The organism is Bacillus sp. JS, assembly GCF_000259365.1.
In the GTDB taxonomy this organism is placed as follows: domain Bacteria; phylum Bacillota; class Bacilli; order Bacillales; family Bacillaceae; genus Bacillus; species Bacillus stercoris.
In genome coordinates, this window is sequence record NC_017743.1 from 361,562 (window position 1) to 383,573 (window position 22,012).

The window sequence follows — 22,012 nt, forward strand, 5'->3', positions numbered from 1 at the left end:
AAAGCCGTCCCCTGGGGAGCGGCTTTTTTAATGAAACGTTTGTTTAAACATAATGAGCGTATTTTTTCTCAAGGATATTCTGAAAGGTTGCGGCAATTGAGCAGATGGCCCAATAAATGAGAGCGGTCAGAATATACATGGTCATGTAATCAAACTCTCTGCCTCCGATGATTTTCGCATGCTGGAGCAATTCCGGCACTGTAATCATTGCAGCGAGAGATGACGCTTTGATTAAGTCGAGCAATACATTGGCAAGCGGAGGCAGCGCAATACGTATCGATTGCGGCAAAATGATGCCCCTCATCGTCTGCCAATAGGAAAGGCCCAGCGAGGATGCCGCCTCCCATTGTCCTTTATCAACGGATGAAATGGCTGAACGGTTAATTTCCGCAATGTAGGCGGCACTGTTAAGGCTAAAGCCGATTAAGGCAGCCGTGACAGCGGAAAATTCAATGCCGATGTATGGAAACCCAAAATAAAGGATAAACAAAATCACCAAAATCGGAACGCCCCGCATAAATGAGATATAGAGCTTCGCCGGCCATCTTAACAAAGCAAGCTTAGACATTCTGGCGAGTGATATGAACAGGCCGATCACAGTTCCTGCAAACATGCTTACAAAAGAGATGAGCAGTGTATACCCAATGCCTTTTATGACATAAGGAAACGATTCAATGGCCAGCTTCGTGTTGAAAATATATTCCCACTGAATGCTATTGATCATGGCGTCCGATTACAAATCAACGTCCTGAACGTCGACATTCAGTTTCTTTGATACATCTGCTTTATTGAAGAATTGCTTCGACAGCTTAGTCAAAGTGCCATCCTTGCTCATTTCCTTCAATGTTTCATTCATCTTTTTCTGAAGTGCCGCATTGCTTTTTTTCATGACAAGCGCCTGTTTGTTCGGCATGTACTTGATGTCAGGATGGATCATAATGTTGAGATCCGGGAATGCTGCGAGCGCGAGTGTCTGCAGGTAATAGTCGTTTAAAATGACATCAGTGCGTCCGTTGGCGACATCTTTTAAATATTGCTCATTCGTCGCATTATCATAAATCACTTCTTTGGCGCCGTATTTTCTCGCGACATCCATGTAGACGGTGGTAGCAGCGCCAGCCGCTTTCTTCCCTTTCAAATCCTTAAGCGTTTTAATCCCTGATAAATCGTCTTTACGGACGATTGCCGTGCCGTATGAATATTTATATGGAGTAGAAAATGCGAACTTCTTCTCGCGGTCCTTCGTCACATCGATGTCATTCGCGGCTGCGTCAACCTGTCCGCTGTTCACCGCTGTCAGCATCCCGTCAATACCCATCTCCTTGAACTCAACCTTCAGCCCCAATCGTTTTGCAGCTTCGCGAACGACTTCAACCTCGTAGCCCGTCAGCTTATCGGAGCCAGAGTCGGTATCGTGATAAGAAGTAGGATAGAGCGTACCTGATGTAGCGACTACGATTTTCCCTTTATCCTTAATCTGCTCCCAGCCTGTATCCTTGGAATCGGCTTCATTTTTGCCGGAACAGGCTGCCAATATAAGAAAGAAAGCCATTGTGAAACTGAATATAACGGCTTTGGATTGCTTGAATGATTTCACCTATAGTTCCCCCAATCTGTTAATCAACTAAAAAGATAGCATTGAACATAAGGGGTTGCAATATGTTGATGACGTTTTCAAAAAGTTCGAATTGTGTATACAAAAGGCATGGGTGGGTGTTTAAAAGCGGCTATGAAGGGAAGAGGTGATGAAAAAAGGAGTTGTTCAAGGATGAATGCCAGACGTATCAAGGAAACGCATGTTAAAGGAAGGATGCAGCAGATCCGTCATTCATCTATGCCAATACCGTAAGAAATGGTCAAGAGGCATGAAAGCGATCTTCAGAATAAATTAAGTCTTGCTGATGCCCCTAAGGCATATGATATATTCGATGAGAAAGAAAATGGAAACATTTAAACCATAATGGGGGAGTCAAATGAATATTTACAGACCAGCCGGATTTTGGATCAGACTTGGAGCTGCATTGTTAGATTACATTATAGTCTCGGTACCTCTTTTGCTGATCTATTGGCTGATTACAGGAAAAGACCCGAACGACAGCATGTTCATCAGCTTGGTTGTTCTGCTGTACTCTATGCTGTTGCCAGTGTTTTGGCGCGGCTACCTTATCGGAAAAAGAATCTGCGGAATCAGAATCGTAAAAAAAGACGGATCACAAGTCAGCCTGTTAACAATGTTTTTACGAGTTATTGTTGGCGGCCTTGTTTACGGTATAACCTTCGGACTTGGCTTGATCGCCAGCCTGATTCTGATTGCCGTACGAGAAGACAAACGAACCCTGCATGATTTAATCGCGGGAACGTATGTCACGTACGCGTCACCCGGTGAAGAAGAACTTTATACTGACGAAGAGATTAGAAAGAGCGAATAATATTCGCTCTTTCTATTTTTATGCATAAAAAATACAATGCAGCAAAACATATGAAAAATAGGATTGGAGGAATAAACTGGATGAAACGAATAACCATCAACGTGATCATAATGTTCATTGCCGCGGCTGTCATTTCTCTGACCGGTATAGCTGAAGCCGCTGAAAAACAGCAGCAGCCTCCCGCAAATGTCACACTGACAGATCAGCAAAAGAAAGAGATTGAAAAAATGGAAGCAGAGATTCTAAAAAAACGCAAAGACGTGATCTCAAAGTATGTACAATACGGCGTACTGCCTAAAGAAAGAGGAGAATATATTAAAAATCATATGGACAAACACTTTGAAATGATGAAACAAAACGGTTTTGTTCCAAAGCCCCATCCCCATCCGCATAAATTTGAAAAAAGACATTAAGACGGTAAGCATCCAATGGGAATTGGGTGCTTTTTTATTGTTAAAGGTTGCAAAATGAAATTTCCGAAAAATACATCGTTTAAATTGATTATATCTTATGATAAGATATAAATGAGGTGTATAAAGATGGAAACGGACTTCATAGCAAAACTTAATCAGCAGTGGACAGAAATTTATTATTTATTACATTATCAACATAAGGATAATATTTCTCACCAAGCAATACGAATCATGCAACATATCGAAAAGCAAGGTGAGGCAACAATAGGAGCTTTGGCTGAATACTTGTCTGTCTCACACAATACAGCGTCTGAGCATATTAAACGTTTGATTCAAAAGGGATTTATAGCTAAACGGCGAAGTCAGCAGGATGAACGAAAAGTTTTCGTTTTCTTAACGCAAGAAGGAAGAGCTGTTCTTGAACAGCATACACAGCTAGATAAAGAGAAATTGAAAGAAATAATTGAACGAATGAGCACATCAGAAAAGGAATTAGTTGAACAGGCATTTGAACTATTGAGTAGGAAAGCTAAACAATGGCAGTTTTAAGTAAAGTAATCATCTCTGCGTTGATTATCGGTTTTGTTACTGAAATATCAAAAAGACATCCGACCTATGGAGGGATCATTGCCGCTTTGCCCTTGGTCAGTTTATTAAGCCTTTTTTGGATGCAGTTACAAGGTGAAAAAACAGCTCAATTAAGTCAATTTGCATCTGGTGTGCTTACAGGAATCCCAGCTACAGTTTGTTTACTAGCTATTTTGGCTTTTTTGCTGAAAATTCATGTGCCGTTTTGGTTTGCATTATGTGTTGGAATACTAGGATGGGCTATGTTTTTATGGATGCAGAAGATCTTTCTCAATATATTATTTAACTGAGTATAGAAAGGAGATGCTATGTTTTTAAAAAAGGTTACTCTTCTTCGAGATAAGATTTTGGACTTTGACAGATTTCCTTTTACTATCCCGGCTATAAGTCAATTAAATGACATCTTATTTACTAGCCAAGTGACTTTTTTTGTGGGGGAAAATGGGTCTGGAAAATCTACTTTGCTTGAAGCGATAGCAGATAAGTGTGAATTCAATACAGCGGGTGGAAGCCGAAATAATGTCTATGAATTACAGGAGTCAGATTCCCATTTAGGAGATTACATACGTTTATCTTGGCTTCCAAAGGTAACAAATGGCTTCTTCTTAAGAGCTGAAGCGTTTTATCATCTTTCTCTTCATCTGGATGAAATGGAATTAGATGCTCCTCAGCCCTACCGTTCCTATGGAGGGAGACCGCTACACAAACAATCACATGGAGAGTCCTTTATGTCTCTATTCCGTCATCGTTTTAAAGAGAAAGCGATTTATCTTTTAGATGAGCCAGAAGCAGCACTTTCTCCAGCTAGGCAGCTAGCTTTTTTGAGAGTTATACATGATTTGGTGAAGGGCGGAAAGGTACAAATGATCATTGCGACTCATTCCCCTATCCTGCTGGGCTATCCCAATGCTAATATTTTAAGCTTTGATGATGGAAGAATACATCATATTGAATATGAGAATACAGAACATGTTCAATTAACACGATATTTTCTTGGACAAAGAGAAAAAATATTAGCTGAACTGTTCCGCGACTAAGATCGAGTTGATCTGAAACGCGTTTCATAGCCTATGATAGGTTTATCAAATCATTCAGGAGTGATAAACACTATGATTCACCAGCATCCAGAATCTTTTCCGAAACATTTTTTGTGGGGCTCTGCTTCTGCAGCGTACCAGATTGAAGGCGCTTGGAATGAAGATGGCAAAGGCCCTTCTGTTTGGGATGTATTTACGAAAATACCGGGCAAAACGTTTAAAGGAACCAATGGAGACATTGCGGTTGACCATTATCACCGATATAAAGAAGATGTCGCCCTGATGGCTGAGATGGGATTAAAAGCGTATCGATTTTCCGTCAGCTGGCCGCGGATTTTTCCAAAAGGAAGAGGGGAGATCAATGAAGCAGGTCTAGCGTTTTACGACAACCTGATTGATGAATTGCTTTCTCATCACATCGAGCCGGTTTTGACTTTATATCACTGGGATTTGCCTCAAGCGCTTATGGACGAGTACGGCGGGTTTGAGTCAAGAAAAATCATAGAGGATTTTAATCATTACTGTATTACTCTTTATAAACGTTTTGGAGACAGGGTGAAATATTGGGTTACGTTAAACGAACAGAACTACAATTTTAATCACGGCTTTATTACAGCCATGCATCCGCCTGGAGTGAAAGACAGAAAACGATTTTATGAAGCAAACCATATTGCATTTCTGGCTAATGCAAAAGCCATTGAATCCTTTAGAGATTATGTGCCTGAAGGCAAAATCGGTCCAAGCTTTGCTTATTCTCCGGCTTATCCTTTATCAAGCCATCCAGAGGATATCCTGGCATTTGAAAACGCAGAAGAATTTATGAACAATTGGTGGCTTGACATGTATTGCTGGGGAACCTACCCGCAAATCCCTTTCCGTTACTTGGAAAAACAGGGATGGGCGCCGACTATCGAAGCGGGAGATATGGAGCTCCTTGCCAAAGGGAAGCCTGATTTTGTAGGTGTCAATTATTATCAGACGATCACCTACGAACGAAATCCGCTTGATGGTGTGTCGGAAGGGAAAATGAATACGACAGGTCAAAAGGGAACCAATCAAGAGACGGGGATACCGGGAGTGTTCAAAACGAAAAAAAATCCTCACCTGACAACGAGCAACTGGGATTGGACAATTGACCCAACTGGGCTGCGTATCGGCCTTCGCCGAATTACAAGCCGCTATCAGCTTCCAGTGTTTATAACAGAGAACGGTTTAGGTGAATTTGATAAAGTTGAGGACGGCACTGTACAGGATGATTATCGAATTGATTATTTGCGTTCGCATCTTGAGCAATGCAGACAAGCCATCAGTGACGGTGTCGATTTAATCGGCTATTGCAGCTGGTCGTTTACTGATCTGTTAAGCTGGCTAAACGGCTACCAAAAAAGATACGGATTTGTATACGTCAATCGTGATGAAGAAAGCACACACGATTTAAAACGCTTGAAGAAAAAAAGCTTTTATTGGTATCAGGATGTCATCAAGACGAACGGAGAAAGTTTATAAAGAGTCCCTGAGAGTTATTCTCTCAGGGGTTTTTCATTACACAGAAACAGCATCAATAATATAAGTGTCAGCGTGCAAATCTGACATTTCAGCCGGCACAGTCCAGCATGTCAATTGATAGTCTCCTTTGGGGAGATCAAAGGACAGTCTTTTAGACATGATGCTTTCAATTTGAATTCCGTTTTCTGTGAGATGAAAAGGAACAGTCACTTTTTTCTCGTAGGAGTTTACTGTTTCTGAACTGTTCAGGCGCAAAAGAATAAAGGCCTTTGTATTTCGCTGCGCCTCAAAGGAAATGGCCCCGTCTGCCGCAGTATAACCTTTTTCAATCGCTTCGTCAGTCCAATCCATTACAGGAGGTGCAGAATCCTTTTGAAATACAGTAAATTGATGATATGAAATCGAAAGTTCTTGCGGCTTCCATGATTTGATCAATGTGCTGTTCCTCCTCTATGTATTGTTTACTGAATTGTGAATAAAACCTTTGTGCCGTCTGGATAATCGGTAAGCTGATGCCCGACCCAAGAGCCTGCTCCGCGATTGTCAGCGGGAGAAATGTATTCTACAGAAGCTCCCTCACCGCCTTCTTTGCACATGGCCATTGGCCATTCATCTCTGTCATACCCCGTTTTGGAAGGTACGTCCTTTAATGATTGCTCGCGGCGTTCCTCAGCTCCGTCTCTGTCGATGGTGCACACATCTGAGTGCCCCTCATTTATCGCATCCTTAATATGCTTGGCCGTTTCGGGATAACGGTCAGAAGGGAAGGCGATTGTTTCATCATATTCTTTCGTTTGAGACGTTTTTTGATCAGCTGAGAAAAAGTCTCCTTTTATCAGGCCGACAGCTGCAGCTGCTATGATGACGATGACGAGAAGTATCGTTTTTATGATGTCCGTCGTGATGTTCACCTCCCGCTTTTAAAACTGACACAAGAGTAATCCAGAAAGCATGTGGTGTAAAGGTTTAAATTTTAGGTTTTCTGCTCAGTTTATTGCAGAAATCGTAATTTTAGCAGGTCGAAATATTAGCTTTCAGCAAAATACGATTGCCAATTTACAATAATGATAGTAAGTCATCAGCCGTTTTCAGCTTGATTAATCATTTTAAATTGGCTTATGATACCGGTAAGCTCCTCAGCTAATTGAGACAGCGTTTCAGAAGCTGCGGTAATCTCCTCCATTGCAGCAAATTGCTCCTCTGTTAATGCAGCCGCTTGCCGGGTATTTTGAGTAGATTCTTTAATGTCGGCCGTATTGGCTGCAAAGGAATCATTGATTTGATGTGCACTGGCTGAAATGTTTGTTACAGATGCTGATAAATCACTAATCTCGGCGCTGATTTCACCTGTTGCAGCTGCAATTTCCTTAAATGCATCTCTGGTGCGCTGGATCATGGTGACTCCTTCTGCAGCTTCTGTTTTCACATGCTCAACAGATCTTGCAGATTGGTTCATATCATTTTGTATTTCTTTGATCAGTTTTGAAATCTGTCCCGCAGACTGTTGAGACTCTTCCGCTAATTTGCGTACCTCATCGGCAACAACAGCAAAGCCTTTTCCATGTTCACCGGCTCTGGCAGCTTCGATCGCTGCATTCAGCGCAAGCAGGTTTGTCTGGTCGGCAATTTGGGTGATGACAGATAAAATTTGCTCAATTTGTTTAGAGCGGCCGTCTAGCTGGTGTATGATTTCTCCGCTTTTCTGAATTGAATCGTGAATCGCGTCCATTTGAGCCTGTACATGTAAAATTTCCTTTTGCCCAATATCTGCTTTTGATTGCGCGAGCTGTCCTTTGTCGGCGATAGCGGCAGTATTTGCAGAAATATCCCGGATGTCTGCTGAAGCTTGTTGTAATGAGCTTTCACTGTTTTCAATTCGTGTGATCTGATCTTGGGCTCCATTTGCAATCTGCTGTACAGCTTCTGTAATCTTTTCTGAAGCTTGATTCGTTTCTTCTGCTCCGGCTGAGAGCTGCTGAGAGGCTGATGCAAGCTGAAGGGCTGATTGTTGTACAGTTTGGATGGTATCGTTCAGCTTCATTCTCATCTTGTTATAATAGGCGCTTAGTTCTGAGAGCTCGTCACCGGTTTTATCTGACACCTCTATTGTCATGTCTCCGTTTCCGGCACTTTCAAACGCGCTTTTTAAAGCGTTCAGCCGCTTATTGATTTTTTTTGTGAAAAGCAGGACAAGGATGACTGATACCATAATGACGATAACAAGAACGATAGCGAATTGAGTGAAAAGCGAATGTGTAAGTGATGCTAATATGCTTTGATTTGCTCCGGTATAAAGCATGCCGATAATGTTCCCGTTTTGATCTTTTAACGGCATGTATGCCGTCTGATAAGAAGAGCCTGCAACATCTGCTTGTCCGTAGAACCGTTTTCCGTTCTTTAATACAGTGTCAGTAACTTCAGAAGAAGCCTGGGTGCCAACAGCTCTTTCTCCATTCTTCATGACATTGGTTGCAACACGGGTATCGCCTTGGAAAATGGTAATGGTATCACCCGTTTTTTCGCCAAGCAGATCAACGATATCTTCATTTCCATTGATTTGTGTTTGCCCTTTATAGAGCTTATTGTTTTTCACCTGCCAGTCCCCTGAAATGACATCATCAATATAAGCATTGCTTAAAGCGAGATCCCCTTTCGCTTTTTCAGTTGCCATTTGTTTCATGTTTTCTGTAATTTCCTTAAGCATCACCGTGCCGACTGATGCGGAAAATAAAAGAATCACCACAAAAACCAGGAAAAGAATTTTAGTTCCTAGCTTTAACTTAAGTCGTTTTATCAACATAATTCCTCCTTTTGTGATTCGTAGGTCATATTACTTATCGGATTTTGGGGCTTAAAGTTTTATTTTAGAAAAAATAAAACCGGCCTGATCTTCAGGCCGGTTGTGTAAGGCTATTCAAGGTTCGCGTGGTGGGTGAACATGGTTTCAGAATCGAGCTCTTTTTTCTCCATGAGTTTTAAAATTACTGCATCGTAGAATAGCAGCAACGTTTGTTCAAATAATGATCCCATTGGCTGGATGGTTTTATAGCTTCCGTTTGACTGGTCTTTAGGAGAACCAGGCATTCTAATGATCAGGTCTGCTTGTTTTCCGATACTTGATTGCGGATTGATGGTTAAAGCTGCAACATTTCCGTGTAAGCTTTTCGCTTTTGCTGCGGTATGAATCAAGCTTTTTGTCTCGCCTGAGCCTGAGCCGATAATAACTAGATCTCCTTCGGCGAGCGGCGGAGTGAGAATTTCACCGACTATATGGGCGTTGAAGCCCATGTGCATCAATCTCATCGCGAAGGATTTTGCCATCAGGCCAGACCGCCCCGCACCCGCAGTAAAAATTTGATTAGACGAAAGAATGTGATCGGCAAGCTGGTCAGCTTCTTCATCAGAAATATAAGCTGCTGAACGGTGTAACTCATTGAGAATTTCCGTTACGTATTCAGTCGTTTTCATCTGATTTATCCTTGGACAATCAGCTGTTTCATTTTTGAAGCTGTTTCGGCTTTGTCTGCCGCGCTTGTAATTCCGCCCCCAACAATGACAAGGTCAGGCTTTTGTTTGATTACTTCTGGCAGTGTATCAAGTTTGATGCCGCCCGCGATTGCGGTTTTTGCGTTTTTTACGGTATTTTTGATTGTCGTTAATTCTTCGAAAGAGTTTTTGCCCTCTGCTTGAAGATCATAACCAGTGTGGACGCAGATGTAGTCAACACCGAGTGCGTCGATTTCTTTCGCGCGGGATTCGATGTCTTTCACGTTAATCATGTCCACTAGGATTTTCTTCTTTTGTTTTTTGGCTTCTTCTACTGCGCCTTTAATCGTTGCATCGTCTGTAGCCCCTAAAACGGTGATGATGTCAGCGCCCGCTTCCGACGCTTTCATGATTTCGTAGCCCCCGGCATCCATGATTTTCAGGTCTGCAAGAACTTTCAATTCCGGAAATGTGTCTTTTATTTCTTTAACGGCTTTTAGGCCTTCATTAATGACGACCGGTGTTCCGATTTCAACCACGTCGATATATTGTTCCACTTCTTTGACAAGCTCAATGGCTTCGGGGATGTTGACGAGGTCTAATGCAAGCTGTAATTCCATTGTTGATCCACTCCCTTTTTCGAATTATTTTTCATTCTATAGGTTCCTTCTTTTGATGAGAAGTAGGCACTTTGAAGTCAACAAGTTACTTGGAGGATACTGTGTGGAGCGGTAATCAGATTTCTTTCTCTTAGTATTATGAGTGAGTATAATGAAAAAAGAGTCTGCAAAAAAGTAAGTAAGTGACGATACGTATCTAACATATAAAAAGGTTACTGAGGGGGGATTTCTTTTGAGCCGGATGGACGGAAAAAGGTTTAATTGTGAGAAGGAATTAACGCTTGCAGTGATTGGCGGTAAGTGGAAAATGCTCATTTTGTGGCATTTAGGAAAAGAAGGCACAAAACGGTTCAATGAATTAAAAACATTGATTCCTGATATTACGCAGAAGATCCTCGCGAATCAGCTGAGAGAGCTTGAGCAGGATATGATTGTTCACAGGGAAGTGTATCCGGTTGTCCCGCCGAGGGTTGAATATTCTCTGACCTCGCAAGGAGAGAGCCTCATGCCTATTCTTGATGCCATGTATGAGTGGGGAAAAGGCTATATGGAATTGTTTGATATCGACAAAAATGTCATGAAAGAATCGTTGTAAGGCGCTCTTCGCAAGGGTGTCTTTTTTTTGCCTGTTTTTCGGTTTTTGCGCGGTAAACATATATCATGTAAAGACTGTAAATCGCAGTCAACAATAAATAAGATTGAACGCAGAAGTTTGTTTTAAAAATTTTTATTTTTCTGTAAATAATGTTTAGTGGAAATAATTGCGGCATCCCGCAAAAATATCCCTGTAAATAAACTGGAATCTTTCGGCATCCCGCATGAAACTTTTCACCCATTTTTCGGTGATAAAAACATTTTTTTCATTTAAAGTGAACGGTAGTAAGATAAAAAATATTGAAAACAATGAATAAATAGCCAAAATTGTTTCCTATTAGGGTGGGGGGTCTTGCGGTCTTTATTCGCTTGTGTTAGACCCCGCAATGCTGACTGACGGCAGCCTGTTTTAATAGCGGTAGATTGGAAGCACTGCTTTTTAAGTGTAGTACTTTGGGCTATTTCGGTTGTTAGTTCATAAGAATTAAAAGCTGGTATGGATAAAAAAGAGAAAATGCGCTGCACATGTTCACTGCTTATGAAGACTAGGGGAGGTATGACAATATGGAAATAACTTTTTATCCTTTAACGGATGCACAAAAACGAATTTGGTATACAGAAAAATTTTATCCTCACACGAGTATTTCAAACCTTGCGGGGATTGGTAAGCTGGTTTCAACTGATGCGATTGATTATGTGCTTGTTGGGCAGGCGATTCAAGAGTTTATTCGCAGAAATGAGTCCATGCGCCTTCGGCTGCGGCTCAATCAAAATGGGGAGCCTGTTCAATATATTAGCGAGTATCGGCCTGTTGATATAAAACATACTGACACTACTGGAGATCCGAATGCGATAGAGTCTATTTCACAATGGAGCCGGGAGGAAACGAAAAAACCTTTGCCGCTGTACGATTGTGATTTGTTCCGGTTTTCCTTGTTCACCATAAAGGAAAATGAAGTGTGGTTTTACGCAAATGTTCATCACGTAATTTCTGATGGCATCTCCATGAATATTCTCGGGAATGCGATCATGCACATTTATTTAGAATTAGCCAACGGCTCAGAGAAAAAAGAAGGAATCTCGCATTCATTTATCGATCATGTTTTATCTGAACAGGACTATGCTCAATCGAAGCGGTTTGAAAAGGACAAGGCGTTTTGGAACAAGCAATTTGAATCGGTGCCTGAACTTGTTTCCCTGAAACGGAATGCTTCCGCAGGAGGGAGTTTGGATGCTGAGAGGTACTCTAAAGATGTGCCTGAAGCACTTCATCAACAGATTCTATCGTTTTGTGAGGCAAACAAAGTCAGTGTTCTTTCGGTGTTTCAATCGTTGCTTGCCGCCTATTTGTACAGGGTCAGCGGCCAGAATGATGTTGTGACGGGAACCTTTATGGGCAACCGGACGAATGCGAAAGAGAAGCAAATGCTAGGCATGTTTGTTTCTACGGTTCCGCTTCGGACAAACATTGACGGCGGGCAAGCGTTTTTAGAATTTGTCAAAGATCGGATGAAGGATCTGATGAAGACACTTCGCCACCAAAAGTATCCGTATAATCTCCTGATCAACGATTTGCGTGAAACAAAGAGCTCTCTGACCAGGCTGTTTACAGTTTCTCTTGAATATCAAGTGATGCAGTGGCAGAAAGAAGAGGATCTTGCCTTTTTGACAGAGCCGATTTTCAGCGGCAGCGGATTAAATGATGTCTCGATTCATGTAAAGGATCGATGGGATACTGGGAAACTCACCATAGATTTTGATTACCGAACTGATTTATTTTCACGTGAAGAAATCAACATGATTTGTGAGCGCATGATGACCATGCTGGAGAACGCGTTAACGCATCCAGAACATACAATTGATGAATTAACACTGATTTCTGAAGGGGAGAAAGAGAAGCTGCTTGCGATGGCCGGCGGTAAATCTGTGAACTACCGTAAGGACATGACGATCCCAGAGCTTTTCCGAGAAAAGGCTGAGCTGCTTTCAGATCACCCAGCAGTTGTATTTGAAGATCGCACATTGTCCTATCGAGCGTTACATGAGCAATCTGCACGTATTGCCAATGTGCTGAAACAAAAAGGGGTTGGCCCGGACAGTCCTGTCGCCGTACTGATTGAACGCTCTGAACGGATGATTACATCTATCATGGGGATTTTAAATGCCGGCGGAGCCTATGTGCCGATTGATCCCGGTTTTCCTGCTGAGCGGATTCAATATATTTTGGAGGATTGCGGGGCGGACTTCATCCTGACTGAATCGCAGATTGAAGCTCCTGCGTCCGATGCTGAATTGATTGATTTTGATCAGGCGATTGCGGAAGGCTCAGACGACATGCCGGAGGCTGATGTAAACGCGCGGAATCTTGCTTACATTATTTACACATCGGGAACAACCGGACGTCCGAAAGGCGTTATGATCGAGCATCGCCAGGTTCATCACTTGGTTGAATCTCTGCAGCAGACGATTTATCAAAGCGGCTGCCAAACCCTGCGAATGGCATTGCTTGCGCCTTTCCACTTTGATGCGTCAGTGAAGCAGATTTTCGCGTCGCTTCTTTTGGGACAAACCCTATATATCGTACCGAAGAAAACAGTGACGAACGGGGCCGCCCTTGCTGCGTATTATCGGAGAAATAGCATTGAGGCGACGGATGGTACACCTGCCCATCTGCAAATGTTGATAGCGGCGGGCGATCTTGTCGGACTTAAGCTGAGGCATATGCTGATTGGCGGAGAAGGCCTATCCTCTGTCGTTGCGGATAAGCTGATGAAGCTGTTTAAAGAAACAGGCTCGGCGCCGCGTTTGACCAATGTGTACGGGCCGACTGAAACGTGTGTTGACGCCTCTGTTCATCCGGTTATCTCGGAGAGTCCCGTTCAATCAGCGTATGTGCCGATCGGGAAAGCGCTGGGTAATAACCGCTTATATATTTTGGATCAAAAAGGCCGGCTGCAGCCTGAAGGCGTGGCGGGCGAGCTTTATATCGCGGGAGACGGTGTAGGCCGAGGCTATTTGCATTTACCTGAATTGACGGATGAGAAGTTTTTACAAGATCCGTTCGTGGCGGGCGAGCGCATGTACCGAACCGGGGATGTGGTGCGCTGGCTTCCAGATGGAACAATCGAATATTTAGGCAGAGAGGATGACCAGGTCAAAGTCCGCGGATACCGAATTGAGCTTGGGGAAATTGAAGCTGTGATTCAGCAGGCGCCCGACGTTGCAAAAGCCGTTGTTTTGGCACGGCCTGACGAACAGGGAAATCTTGAGGTTTGCGCATATGTTGTGCAGAAGCCTGGAAGCGAATTTGCGCCAGCCGGCTTGAGGGAGCATGCGGCCAGACAGCTTCCTGACTATATGGTGCCGGCTTACTTTACAGACGTGACAGAAATCCCGCTTACGCCAAGCGGCAAAGTCGATCGCCGCAAGCTGTTTGCGCTAGAGGTGAAGGCTGTCAGCAGCACGGCCTATACAGCGCCGCGAAATGAGACTGAAAAAGCAATCGCAGCCATTTGGCAGGATGTGCTGAACGTTGAGAAGGCGGGGATCTTTGACAATTTCTTTGAAACGGGCGGACATTCATTGAAGGCCATGACCCTTTTAACGAAGATTCATAAGGAAACAGACGTCGAGATTCCGCTTCAATATTTGTTTGAGCATCCGACGATTGCGGCTCTTGCACAGGAAGCAGATCACAGAGAAAGCCGGGCATTTTCGGTGATTGAACCTGCTGAAAAACAGGAGCATTATCCGCTTTCTCTGGCACAGCAGCGAACATATATCGTCAGCCAGTTCGAGGATGCGGGAGTCGGCTACAACATGCCGGCGGCAGCAATTCTGGAAGGGCCTTTAGATATTCAAAAACTGGAGCGCGCATTTCAGGGGTTAATCCGACGCCACGAGTCTTTGAGAACGTCATTTGTTCTTGAAAACAGCACGCCGAGACAGAACATTCACGACAGCGTTGAATTCAACATTGAGATGATTGAAAGAGGCGGCCGCTCAGATGAGGCAATTATGGCTTCATTCGTTCGGAGATTTGACTTGGCGAAAGCTCCGCTGTTTAGAATCGGTTTGCTGAAGCTTGAAGAGAACCGTCATATGCTGCTGTTTGACATGCACCACTTGATTTCTGACGGTGTATCCATTGGCATTATATTGGAGGAATTAGCACGCATTTATAAAGGCGAACAGCTTCCTGAGCTTCGTCTCCAGTATAAGGACTACGCCGTATGGCAAAGCAGGCAGGCTGCTGAAGGGTACAAGAAGGACCGGGCTTATTGGAAGGAAGTCTTTGCAGGCGAGCTCCCGGTGCTTCAGCTTCTGTCCGATTACCCGAGACCGCCTGTTCAAAGCTTTGAAGGGGATCGGGTGTCAATCAAGCTGGATGCGGGGGTAAAGGATCGCCTCAATCGTTTGGCTGAACAAAACGGCGCCACTTTGTATATGGTGATGCTTTCCGCTTACTATACGCTTTTGTCAAAGTATACGGGACAGGATGACATCATTGTCGGGACGCCGTCAGCCGGCAGAAACCACTCCGATACAGAGGGCATTGTAGGGATGTTCGTCAATACGCTTGCGATTCGCAGTGAGGTCAAGCAGGATGAGACGTTTACTCAATTGATCTCGCGTGTCCGCAAACGCGTGCTGGATGCCTTTTCTCATCAGGACTATCCGTTTGAGTGGCTTGTTGAAGAGTTGAACATCCCGCGTGATGTAAGCAGGCATCCGCTGTTTGACACGATGTTCAGCCTTCAAAACGCGACAGAGGGCATTCCGGCTGTCGGCGATCTGTCCTTGTCTGTTCATGAGACCAATTTCAAGATAGCCAAATTTGATTTGACAGTGCAGGCGAGAGAAACCGATGAAGGCATTGAGCTTGATTTGGATTACAGCACGAAGCTCTTTAAACAAAGCACGGCAAACAGGCTGCTTACGCATTTTGCGCGTTTGCTTGAAGATGCTGCGGCTGAGCCGGAACAGCGGATTTCCGAGTATAAGCTTCTTTCTGAAGAGGAGGCTGCTTCGCAAATTCAGCAGTTTAACCCGGGCAGAACACCTTATCCGAAAGACAAAACAATTGTTCAGCTGTTTGAAGAGCAAGCGGCGAAAACGCCAGACCATCCGGCGCTTCAATATGAAGGTGAAACACTCACCTATCGTGAGCTGAATGAACGGGCCAATCGTTTAGCCCGCGGCATTCTTTCTCTTGGTGCTGGCGATGGCAGAACTGCGGCTGTCTTATGTGAGCGGTCCATGGAGATGATTGTGTCGATCTTGGCAGTATTAAAATCAGGTTCGGCTTATGTTCCGATCGATCCCGAACACCCGATTCAGCGAATCCAGCATTTCTTCCGTGACAGCGGCGCAAAGGTGCTTCTCACACAGAGGAAATTAAAGGCTTTAGCGGAAGAAGCTGAATTTGGCGGCGTTATCGTGCTCGCAGATGAGGAAGAAAGCTATCATGACGAAGCGCGAAATCTCGCACTGCCTCTTGATTCTGCGGCAATGGCCAACCTGACGTATACCTCCGGAACGACAGGAACCCCTAAGGGGAATATCGTGACACATGCCAATATTCTCCGTACGGTGAAGGAAACGAATTATCTCAGCATTACAGAACAGGATACGATTCTCGGTCTTTCCAATTACGTGTTTGACGCGTTTATGTTCGATATGTTCGGTTCTTTGTTAAACGGTGCCAAGCTGGTGCTGATACCGAAGGAAACCGTCTTGGATATGGCTCGCCTGTCTCGCGTCATTGAACGGGAGAACATCAGCATTCTCATGATTACAACCGCTTTGTTCCACTTGCTTGTGGACTTGAATCCGGCGTGCTTGTCAACGCTGCGCAAGATTATGTTTGGCGGGGAACGGGCTTCCGTTGAGCATGTCAGAAAAGCTTTGCAAACGGTTGGAAAGGGCAAGCTCCTTCACATGTATGGGCCGTCTGAAAGCACGGTTTTCGCGACATATCATCCGGTTGATGAGTTAGAGGAGCACACGCTGTCTGTTCCGATTGGAAAACCGGTCAGCAATACGGAAGTATACATTCTTGACCGTACGGGACACGTGCAGCCGGTGGGGATTGCTGGAGAGCTTTGCGTCAGCGGCGAGGGACTCGTGAAAGGCTATTACAACCGTCCAGAGCTGACTGAGGAGAAATTTGTTCCCCATCCGTTTGCATCCGGCGAACGCATGTATAAAACGGGAGACCTTGCGAGATGGCTGCCGAATGGCAACATCGAATTTATCGGGCGAATCGACCATCAGGTGAAGATTCGCGGACAGCGTATCGAGCTTGGAGAAATCGAACATCAGCTGCAAACCCATGATCGTGTTCAGGAGAGTGTTGTGCTTGCTGTTGAACAAGGAGCGGGAGATCAACTGCTTTGCGCTTACTATGTCGGAGAGGGAGACATCTCATCACAGGAGCTGAGAGAGCATGCTGCGAAGGACTTGCCGGCATATATGGTTCCTGCGGTGTTTATCCAAATGGACGAGCTGCCGCTGACTGGGAACGGAAAAATTGATCGGAGAGCGCTGCCGATTCCTGATGCCAACGTTTCAAGAGGTGTTTCATATGTTGCGCCACGCAATGAAACGGAACAAAAAGTCGCAGACATTTGGGCGCAGGTGCTTCAGGCTGAACGAATCGGCGTCTATGACCACTTCTTTGACATTGGCGGACACTCATTAGCAGGCATGAAGATGCTTGCCTTGGTTCATCAGGAACTGGGCGTTGAGCTGTCACTCAAAAATCTCTTCCAGTCACCGACGGTTGAGGGCTTGGCACAAGTGATTGCTTCTGCTGAAAAAGGGACAGCCGCAAGCATCAGCCCGGCAGAGAAACAAGATACGTATCCTGTTTCTTCACCGCAAAAACGGATGTACGTGCTTCAGCAGCTTGAGGATGCGCAAACGAGCTATAACATGCCGGCGGTTCTGCGCCTGACAGGTGAGCTTGATGTTGAAAGGCTTAACAGCGTCATGCAGCAGTTAATGCAGCGTCATGAAGCCTTGAGAACCACGTTTGAAATAAAAGATGGAGAAACGGTGCAGCGGATCTGGGAAGAGGCTGAGTGTGAGATGGCCTATTTCGAAGCCCCGGAAGAAGAGACAGAGCGGATCGTTTCTGAGTTTATTAAGCCTTTCAAAATCGACCAACTTCCACTGTTCAGAATAGGGCTGATCAAGCATTCAGACACTGAGCATGTGCTGCTGTTCGATATGCATCACATTATTTCTGACGGTGCGTCTGTCGGTGTGCTGATTGAGGAGCTTTCAAAGCTGTATGACGGAGAAGACCTTGAGCCGCTCCGTATTCAATATAAGGATTATGCCGTGTGGCAGCAGCAGTTCATTCAGTCTGAGCTTTACAAGAAGCAAGAGGAACATTGGCTGAAGGAGCTGGATGGAGAGCTGCCGGTATTGACGCTTCCGACTGACTACAGCCGGCCTGCCGTTCAAACATTTGAGGGAGACCGCATTGCATTTTCATTAGAAGCAGGCAAAGCCGATGCTCTGCGCAGGCTTGCGAAAGAAACGGATTCCACGCTTTACATGGTGCTTCTGGCTTCATACAGTGCGTTTTTATCAAAATTGAGCGGACAAGACGATATCATCGTCGGTTCACCTGTGGCCGGACGATCTCAAGCGGACGTCAGCCGTGTCATCGGAATGTTCGTCAATACATTGGCGCTGCGCACGTATCCGAAGGGTGAAAAGACCTTTGCTGACTATCTTAATGAAGTGAAAGAAACGGCACTCAGCGCTTTTGATGCGCAGGATTACCCGCTTGAGGACTTGATCGGAAATGTTCAGGTTCAGCGTGACACAAGCAGAAATCCGTTATTCGATGCAGTTTTTTCAATGCAAAATGCGAATATAAAGGATTTAACAATGAAAGGGATTCAGCTTGAGCCGCATCCGTTTGAACGGAAAACAGCCAAGTTTGACCTCACACTGACAGCTGACGAAACCGACGGAGGGCTTACATTCGTACTCGAATACAATACAGCTCTGTTTAAGCAGGAAACGATTGAACGATGGAAGCAATACTGGATGCAGCTTTTAGATGCTGTTACCGGCAACCCGAACCAGCCGCTTTCCAGCCTGTCACTCGTCACTGAAACAGAAAAACAAGCGCTTCTCGAGGCGTGGAAGGGCAAAACGCTGCCTGTGCCGACAGACAAAACGGTTCATCAGCTATTCGAAGAGACTGTTCAGCGCCACAAAGACCGCCCTGCTGTCACATACAACGGCCGGTCCTGGACGTACGGCGAACTGAATGCGAAGGCAAACCGTCTCGCGCGGATTCTGATCGACTGCGGCATCAGCCCGGATGACCGCGTCGGCGTCCTCACGAAGCCGTCGCTTGAAATGTCCGCCGCGGTGCTTGGCGTCTTAAAGGCGGGAGCGGCATTTGTGCCGATTGATCCTGACTACCCGGATCAGCGGATTGAGTATATTTTGCAGGACAGCGGCGCGAAGCTTCTCTTAAAGCAAGAGGGCATTTCAGTGCCGGACAGTTATACGGGAGATGTCATTCTTCTCGACGGAAGCCGCACGATTCTAAGCCTGCCGCTTGATGAAAACGACGAGGAAAATCCAGAAACCGCTGTAATCTCGGAGAACTTGGCGTACATGATTTACACGTCTGGAACGACCGGACAGCCGAAGGGTGTCATGGTCGAGCACCATGCGCTTGTGAACCTGTGCTTCTGGCACCACGACGCGTTCAGTATGACAGCGGCGGACCGCAGTGCGAAGTACGCGGGCTTCGGATTTGACGCCTCCATTTGGGAAATGTTCCCGACCTGGACGATTGGCGCTGAGCTTCACGTCATTGATGAAGCGATCCGCCTCGATATTGTCCGCCTAAACGATTATTTCGAAACGAACGGTGTAACGATTACGTTCCTGCCGACACAGCTGGCGGAACAGTTCATGGAGCTTGAGAACACATCACTCCGTGTCCTCTTGACTGGAGGAGACAAGCTGAAGCGTGCCGTGAAAAAGCCGTACAAGCTCGTCAACAACTACGGGCCGACAGAAAACACGGTCGTTGCCACAAGCATGGAAATCCATCCGGAGGAAGGCTCGCTTTCCATCGGACAGGCAATCGCCAATACGAGAGTGTACATTCTTGGCGAGGGCAATCAGGTGCAGCCGGAAGGCGTAGCCGGAGAGCTTTGCGTGGCGGGACGCGGATTGGCGCGAGGCTATCTGAATCGAGAAGACGAAACCGCGAAGCGGTTTGTCGCTGATCCTTTTGTGCCGGGTGAACGCATGTACCGCACTGGTGATTTGGTGAAGTGGGTGAACGGCGGCATTGAATACATCGGCCGGATCGACCAGCAGGTCAAGGTCCGCGGCTACCGGATCGAGCTTTCAGAAATTGAAGTCCAGCTCGCGCAGCTTTCTGAGGTGCAGGATGCGGCGGTGACAGCTGTCAAGGATAAAGGCGGCAATACAGCGATCGCGGCGTATGTCACACCGGAATCAGCTGATATAGAAGCACTAAAGTCTTCGCTTAAAGAAACCCTGCCGGATTACATGATCCCGGCGTTCTGGGTGACGCTGAGCGAGCTTCCGGTTACGGCAAACGGCAAAGTCGACCGCAAAGCCTTGCCTGAGCCGGACATCGAAGCGGGAAGCGGAGAATACAAAGCGCCGACGACCGACATGGAAGAGCTGCTTGCCGGCATCTGGCAGGACGTGCTTGGAATGGCTGAAGTCGGTGTCACCGACAATTTCTTCTCGCTTGGCGGAGATTCTATCAAAGGAATTCAGATGGCGAGCCGCTTGAACCAGCACGGCTGGAAGCTGGAAATGAAAGATCTCTTCCAGCACCCGACGATCGAGGAGCTGATCCAATACGTAGAGCGTGCCGAAGGCAAACAGGCAGACCAAGGCCCGGTGGAGGGCGAGGTCATCCTGACGCCGATCCAGCGCTGGTTCTTTGAAAAGAACTTCACGAATCAGCACCACTGGAACCAATCGGTGATGCTTCACGCCAAGAAGGGCTTTGATCCTGAACGTGTGGAGAAAACATTGCAGGCGCTGATCGAGCATCATGACGCGCTCCGCATGGTTTACCGTGAGGGACAGGAAGATGTCGTTCAATACAACAGAGGACTAGAAGCCTCTTCCGCTCAATTGGAGGTCATCCAGATTGAGGGCCAAGCGAAAGATCACGAAGACCGTATAGAGAGAGAAGCGGAGCGTTTGCAAAGCAGCATCGACTTGCAGGAAGGTGGCTTGTTAAAAGCAGGCTTGTTCCAAGCGGAAGACGGAGATCACTTGCTTCTTGCCATTCACCACTTAGTGGTTGACGGCGTGTCGTGGCGGATTTTACTGGAGGATTTCGCAGCGGTATATACACAGCTTGAGCAAGGTAATGAACCGGTTCTCCCGCAGAAAACACATTCATTTGCAGAGTATGCAGAGAGATTGCAAGACTTCGCGAACTCCAAAGCCTTTTTGAAAGAAAAAGAGTATTGGAGACAGCTTGAAGAACAAACTGTCGCAGCAAAGCTTCCGAAGGATCGCGAATCTGGTGATCAGCGAATGAAACATACAAAGACAATTGAATTCTCGCTGACTGCTGAAGAGACAGAACAGCTCACCACAAAGGTGCATGAGGCATATCACACAGAAATGAATGATATTTTGCTGACGGCATTCGGATTGGCGATGAGGGAGTGGACAGGCCAAGATCAAGTAAGTGTTCATTTAGAGGGGCATGGACGTGAAGAAATCATAGAAGACCTGACCATTTCCCGCACAGTCGGCTGGTTTACAAGTATGTACCCGATGGTGCTTGATATGAAGCATACGGATGACCTGGGCTACCAGCTGAAGCAAATGAAAGAAGATATCAGACATGTGCCGAATAAGGGAGTCGGATACGGCATTCTGCGCTATCTGACGGCACCGGAACATAAAGAAGATGTGGCGTTCTCGATTCAGCCGGATGTCAGCTTTAACTATTTAGGTCAGTTCGATGACATGTCGGATGCGGGTTTGTTCACGAGATCAGAGCTGCCATCAGGACAGTCATTAAGCCCTGAAACAGAAAAACCGAATGCGCTGGATGTTGTCGGATATATCGAAAACGGAAAACTGACGATGTCACTGGCCTATCATTCTCTTGAATTTCATGAAAAAACGATAAAGTCATTCAGCGATAGCTTTAAAGCGCATCTACTCAGAATCATTGAACATTGCCTATCTCAAGATGGTACGGAACTGACCCCGAGTGACCTTGGTGACGACGATTTGACGCTGGATGAGCTTGATAAATTAATGGAAATTTTCTAATAGAGGTGGCA

At 45.6% G+C, this 22,012-nt stretch carries 15 protein-coding genes and 1 pseudogene; 9 read left to right on the forward strand and 7 right to left on the reverse strand.

Annotation, left to right across the window (positions count from 1 at the left end; all coding sequences use genetic code 11):
* Positions 1 to 43 precede the first annotated feature (43 nt).
* Together MY9_RS01925 and MY9_RS01930 are read right to left on the reverse strand one after the other, a co-directional pair.
* Positions 44 to 724: an amino acid ABC transporter permease gene (locus MY9_RS01925; RefSeq protein ID WP_014662727.1), complete on the reverse strand. Its 681-nt coding sequence runs from the start codon at positions 722 to 724 to the stop codon at positions 44 to 46.
* Between the two features lie 9 nt (positions 725 to 733).
* Entirely contained in the window at positions 734 to 1,597 is an 864-nt protein-coding gene (locus MY9_RS01930) for a transporter substrate-binding domain-containing protein (RefSeq protein ID WP_014662728.1), read from the reverse strand.
* Between the two features lie 161 nt (positions 1,598 to 1,758).
* On the opposite strand from MY9_RS01930, the pseudogene MY9_RS21480 reads away from it, so the two are divergent.
* The 7 genes and pseudogenes from MY9_RS21480 to bglC all read left to right on the forward strand — a co-directional run bounded on the left by MY9_RS21480 (position 1,759) and on the right by bglC (position 5,973).
* Positions 1,759 to 1,954: pseudogene (locus MY9_RS21480) on the forward strand (hypothetical protein).
* Between the two features lie 19 nt (positions 1,955 to 1,973).
* A complete protein-coding gene (locus MY9_RS01940; RefSeq protein WP_014662729.1) occupies positions 1,974 to 2,429 on the forward strand; it encodes an RDD family protein in 456 nt (151 codons plus the stop codon).
* A gap of 80 nt (positions 2,430 to 2,509) precedes the next feature.
* On the forward strand, positions 2,510 to 2,842 hold the full coding sequence (locus tag MY9_RS01945) for a YckD family protein (RefSeq protein ID WP_014662730.1): 333 nt from the start codon (positions 2,510 to 2,512) through the stop codon (positions 2,840 to 2,842).
* 126 nt (positions 2,843 to 2,968) lie between these two features.
* A complete protein-coding gene (locus tag MY9_RS01950; protein WP_041521243.1) occupies positions 2,969 to 3,391 on the forward strand; it encodes a MarR family winged helix-turn-helix transcriptional regulator in 423 nt (140 codons plus the stop codon).
* Complete coding sequence (locus tag MY9_RS01955) at positions 3,379 to 3,720, forward strand: DUF3147 family protein (RefSeq protein ID WP_014662732.1); 342 nt, start codon at positions 3,379 to 3,381, stop codon at positions 3,718 to 3,720. Before MY9_RS01950 ends, MY9_RS01955 begins: the two co-directional genes overlap by 13 nt.
* An 18-nt stretch (positions 3,721 to 3,738) precedes the next feature.
* Entirely contained in the window at positions 3,739 to 4,467 is a 729-nt protein-coding gene (locus MY9_RS01960) for an AAA family ATPase (protein ID WP_014662733.1), read from the forward strand.
* A gap of 72 nt (positions 4,468 to 4,539) precedes the next feature.
* The gene (gene bglC / locus MY9_RS01965) at positions 4,540 to 5,973 is read left to right on the forward strand and encodes a 6-phospho-beta-glucosidase (protein ID WP_014662734.1); all 1,434 of its coding nucleotides are present in this window, start codon (positions 4,540 to 4,542) and stop codon (positions 5,971 to 5,973) included.
* Between the two features lie 36 nt (positions 5,974 to 6,009).
* Here the strand turns inward: bglC and nin are convergent, their stop codons facing one another.
* The 5 genes from nin to hxlA all read right to left on the reverse strand — a co-directional run bounded on the left by nin (position 6,010) and on the right by hxlA (position 10,079).
* Entirely contained in the window at positions 6,010 to 6,408 is a 399-nt protein-coding gene (gene nin, locus MY9_RS01970; RefSeq protein ID WP_014662735.1) for a DNA-entry nuclease inhibitor, read from the reverse strand.
* A gap of 26 nt (positions 6,409 to 6,434) precedes the next feature.
* Positions 6,435 to 6,884: a DNA-entry nuclease gene (nucA, locus tag MY9_RS01975; RefSeq protein WP_014662736.1), complete on the reverse strand. Its 450-nt coding sequence runs from the start codon at positions 6,882 to 6,884 to the stop codon at positions 6,435 to 6,437.
* A 167-nt stretch (positions 6,885 to 7,051) separates the two neighbouring features.
* Positions 7,052 to 8,773 (reverse strand): methyl-accepting chemotaxis protein TlpC, encoded by a 1,722-nt coding sequence (gene tlpC / locus MY9_RS01980; protein WP_014662737.1) that lies wholly within the window; start codon positions 8,771 to 8,773, stop codon positions 7,052 to 7,054.
* 110 nt (positions 8,774 to 8,883) lie between these two features.
* The gene (hxlB, locus tag MY9_RS01985; protein WP_014662738.1) at positions 8,884 to 9,441 is read right to left on the reverse strand and encodes a 6-phospho-3-hexuloisomerase; all 558 of its coding nucleotides are present in this window, start codon (positions 9,439 to 9,441) and stop codon (positions 8,884 to 8,886) included.
* A 5-nt stretch (positions 9,442 to 9,446) separates the two neighbouring features.
* A complete protein-coding gene (gene hxlA, locus MY9_RS01990) occupies positions 9,447 to 10,079 on the reverse strand; it encodes a 3-hexulose-6-phosphate synthase (protein WP_014662739.1) in 633 nt (210 codons plus the stop codon).
* Positions 10,080 to 10,311: 232 nt separating this feature from the next.
* On the opposite strand from hxlA, the gene hxlR reads away from it, so the two are divergent.
* On the forward strand, positions 10,312 to 10,674 hold the full coding sequence (gene hxlR / locus MY9_RS01995; RefSeq protein WP_014662740.1) for a transcriptional activator HxlR: 363 nt from the start codon (positions 10,312 to 10,314) through the stop codon (positions 10,672 to 10,674).
* 563 nt (positions 10,675 to 11,237) lie between these two features.
* Positions 11,238 to 22,001 carry a surfactin non-ribosomal peptide synthetase SrfAA gene (srfAA, locus tag MY9_RS02005; RefSeq protein ID WP_014662743.1) on the forward strand — a complete coding sequence of 3,588 codons (10,764 nt, stop codon included), beginning with the start codon at positions 11,238 to 11,240 and terminating at the stop codon, positions 21,999 to 22,001.
* Positions 22,002 to 22,012 lie beyond the last annotated feature (11 nt).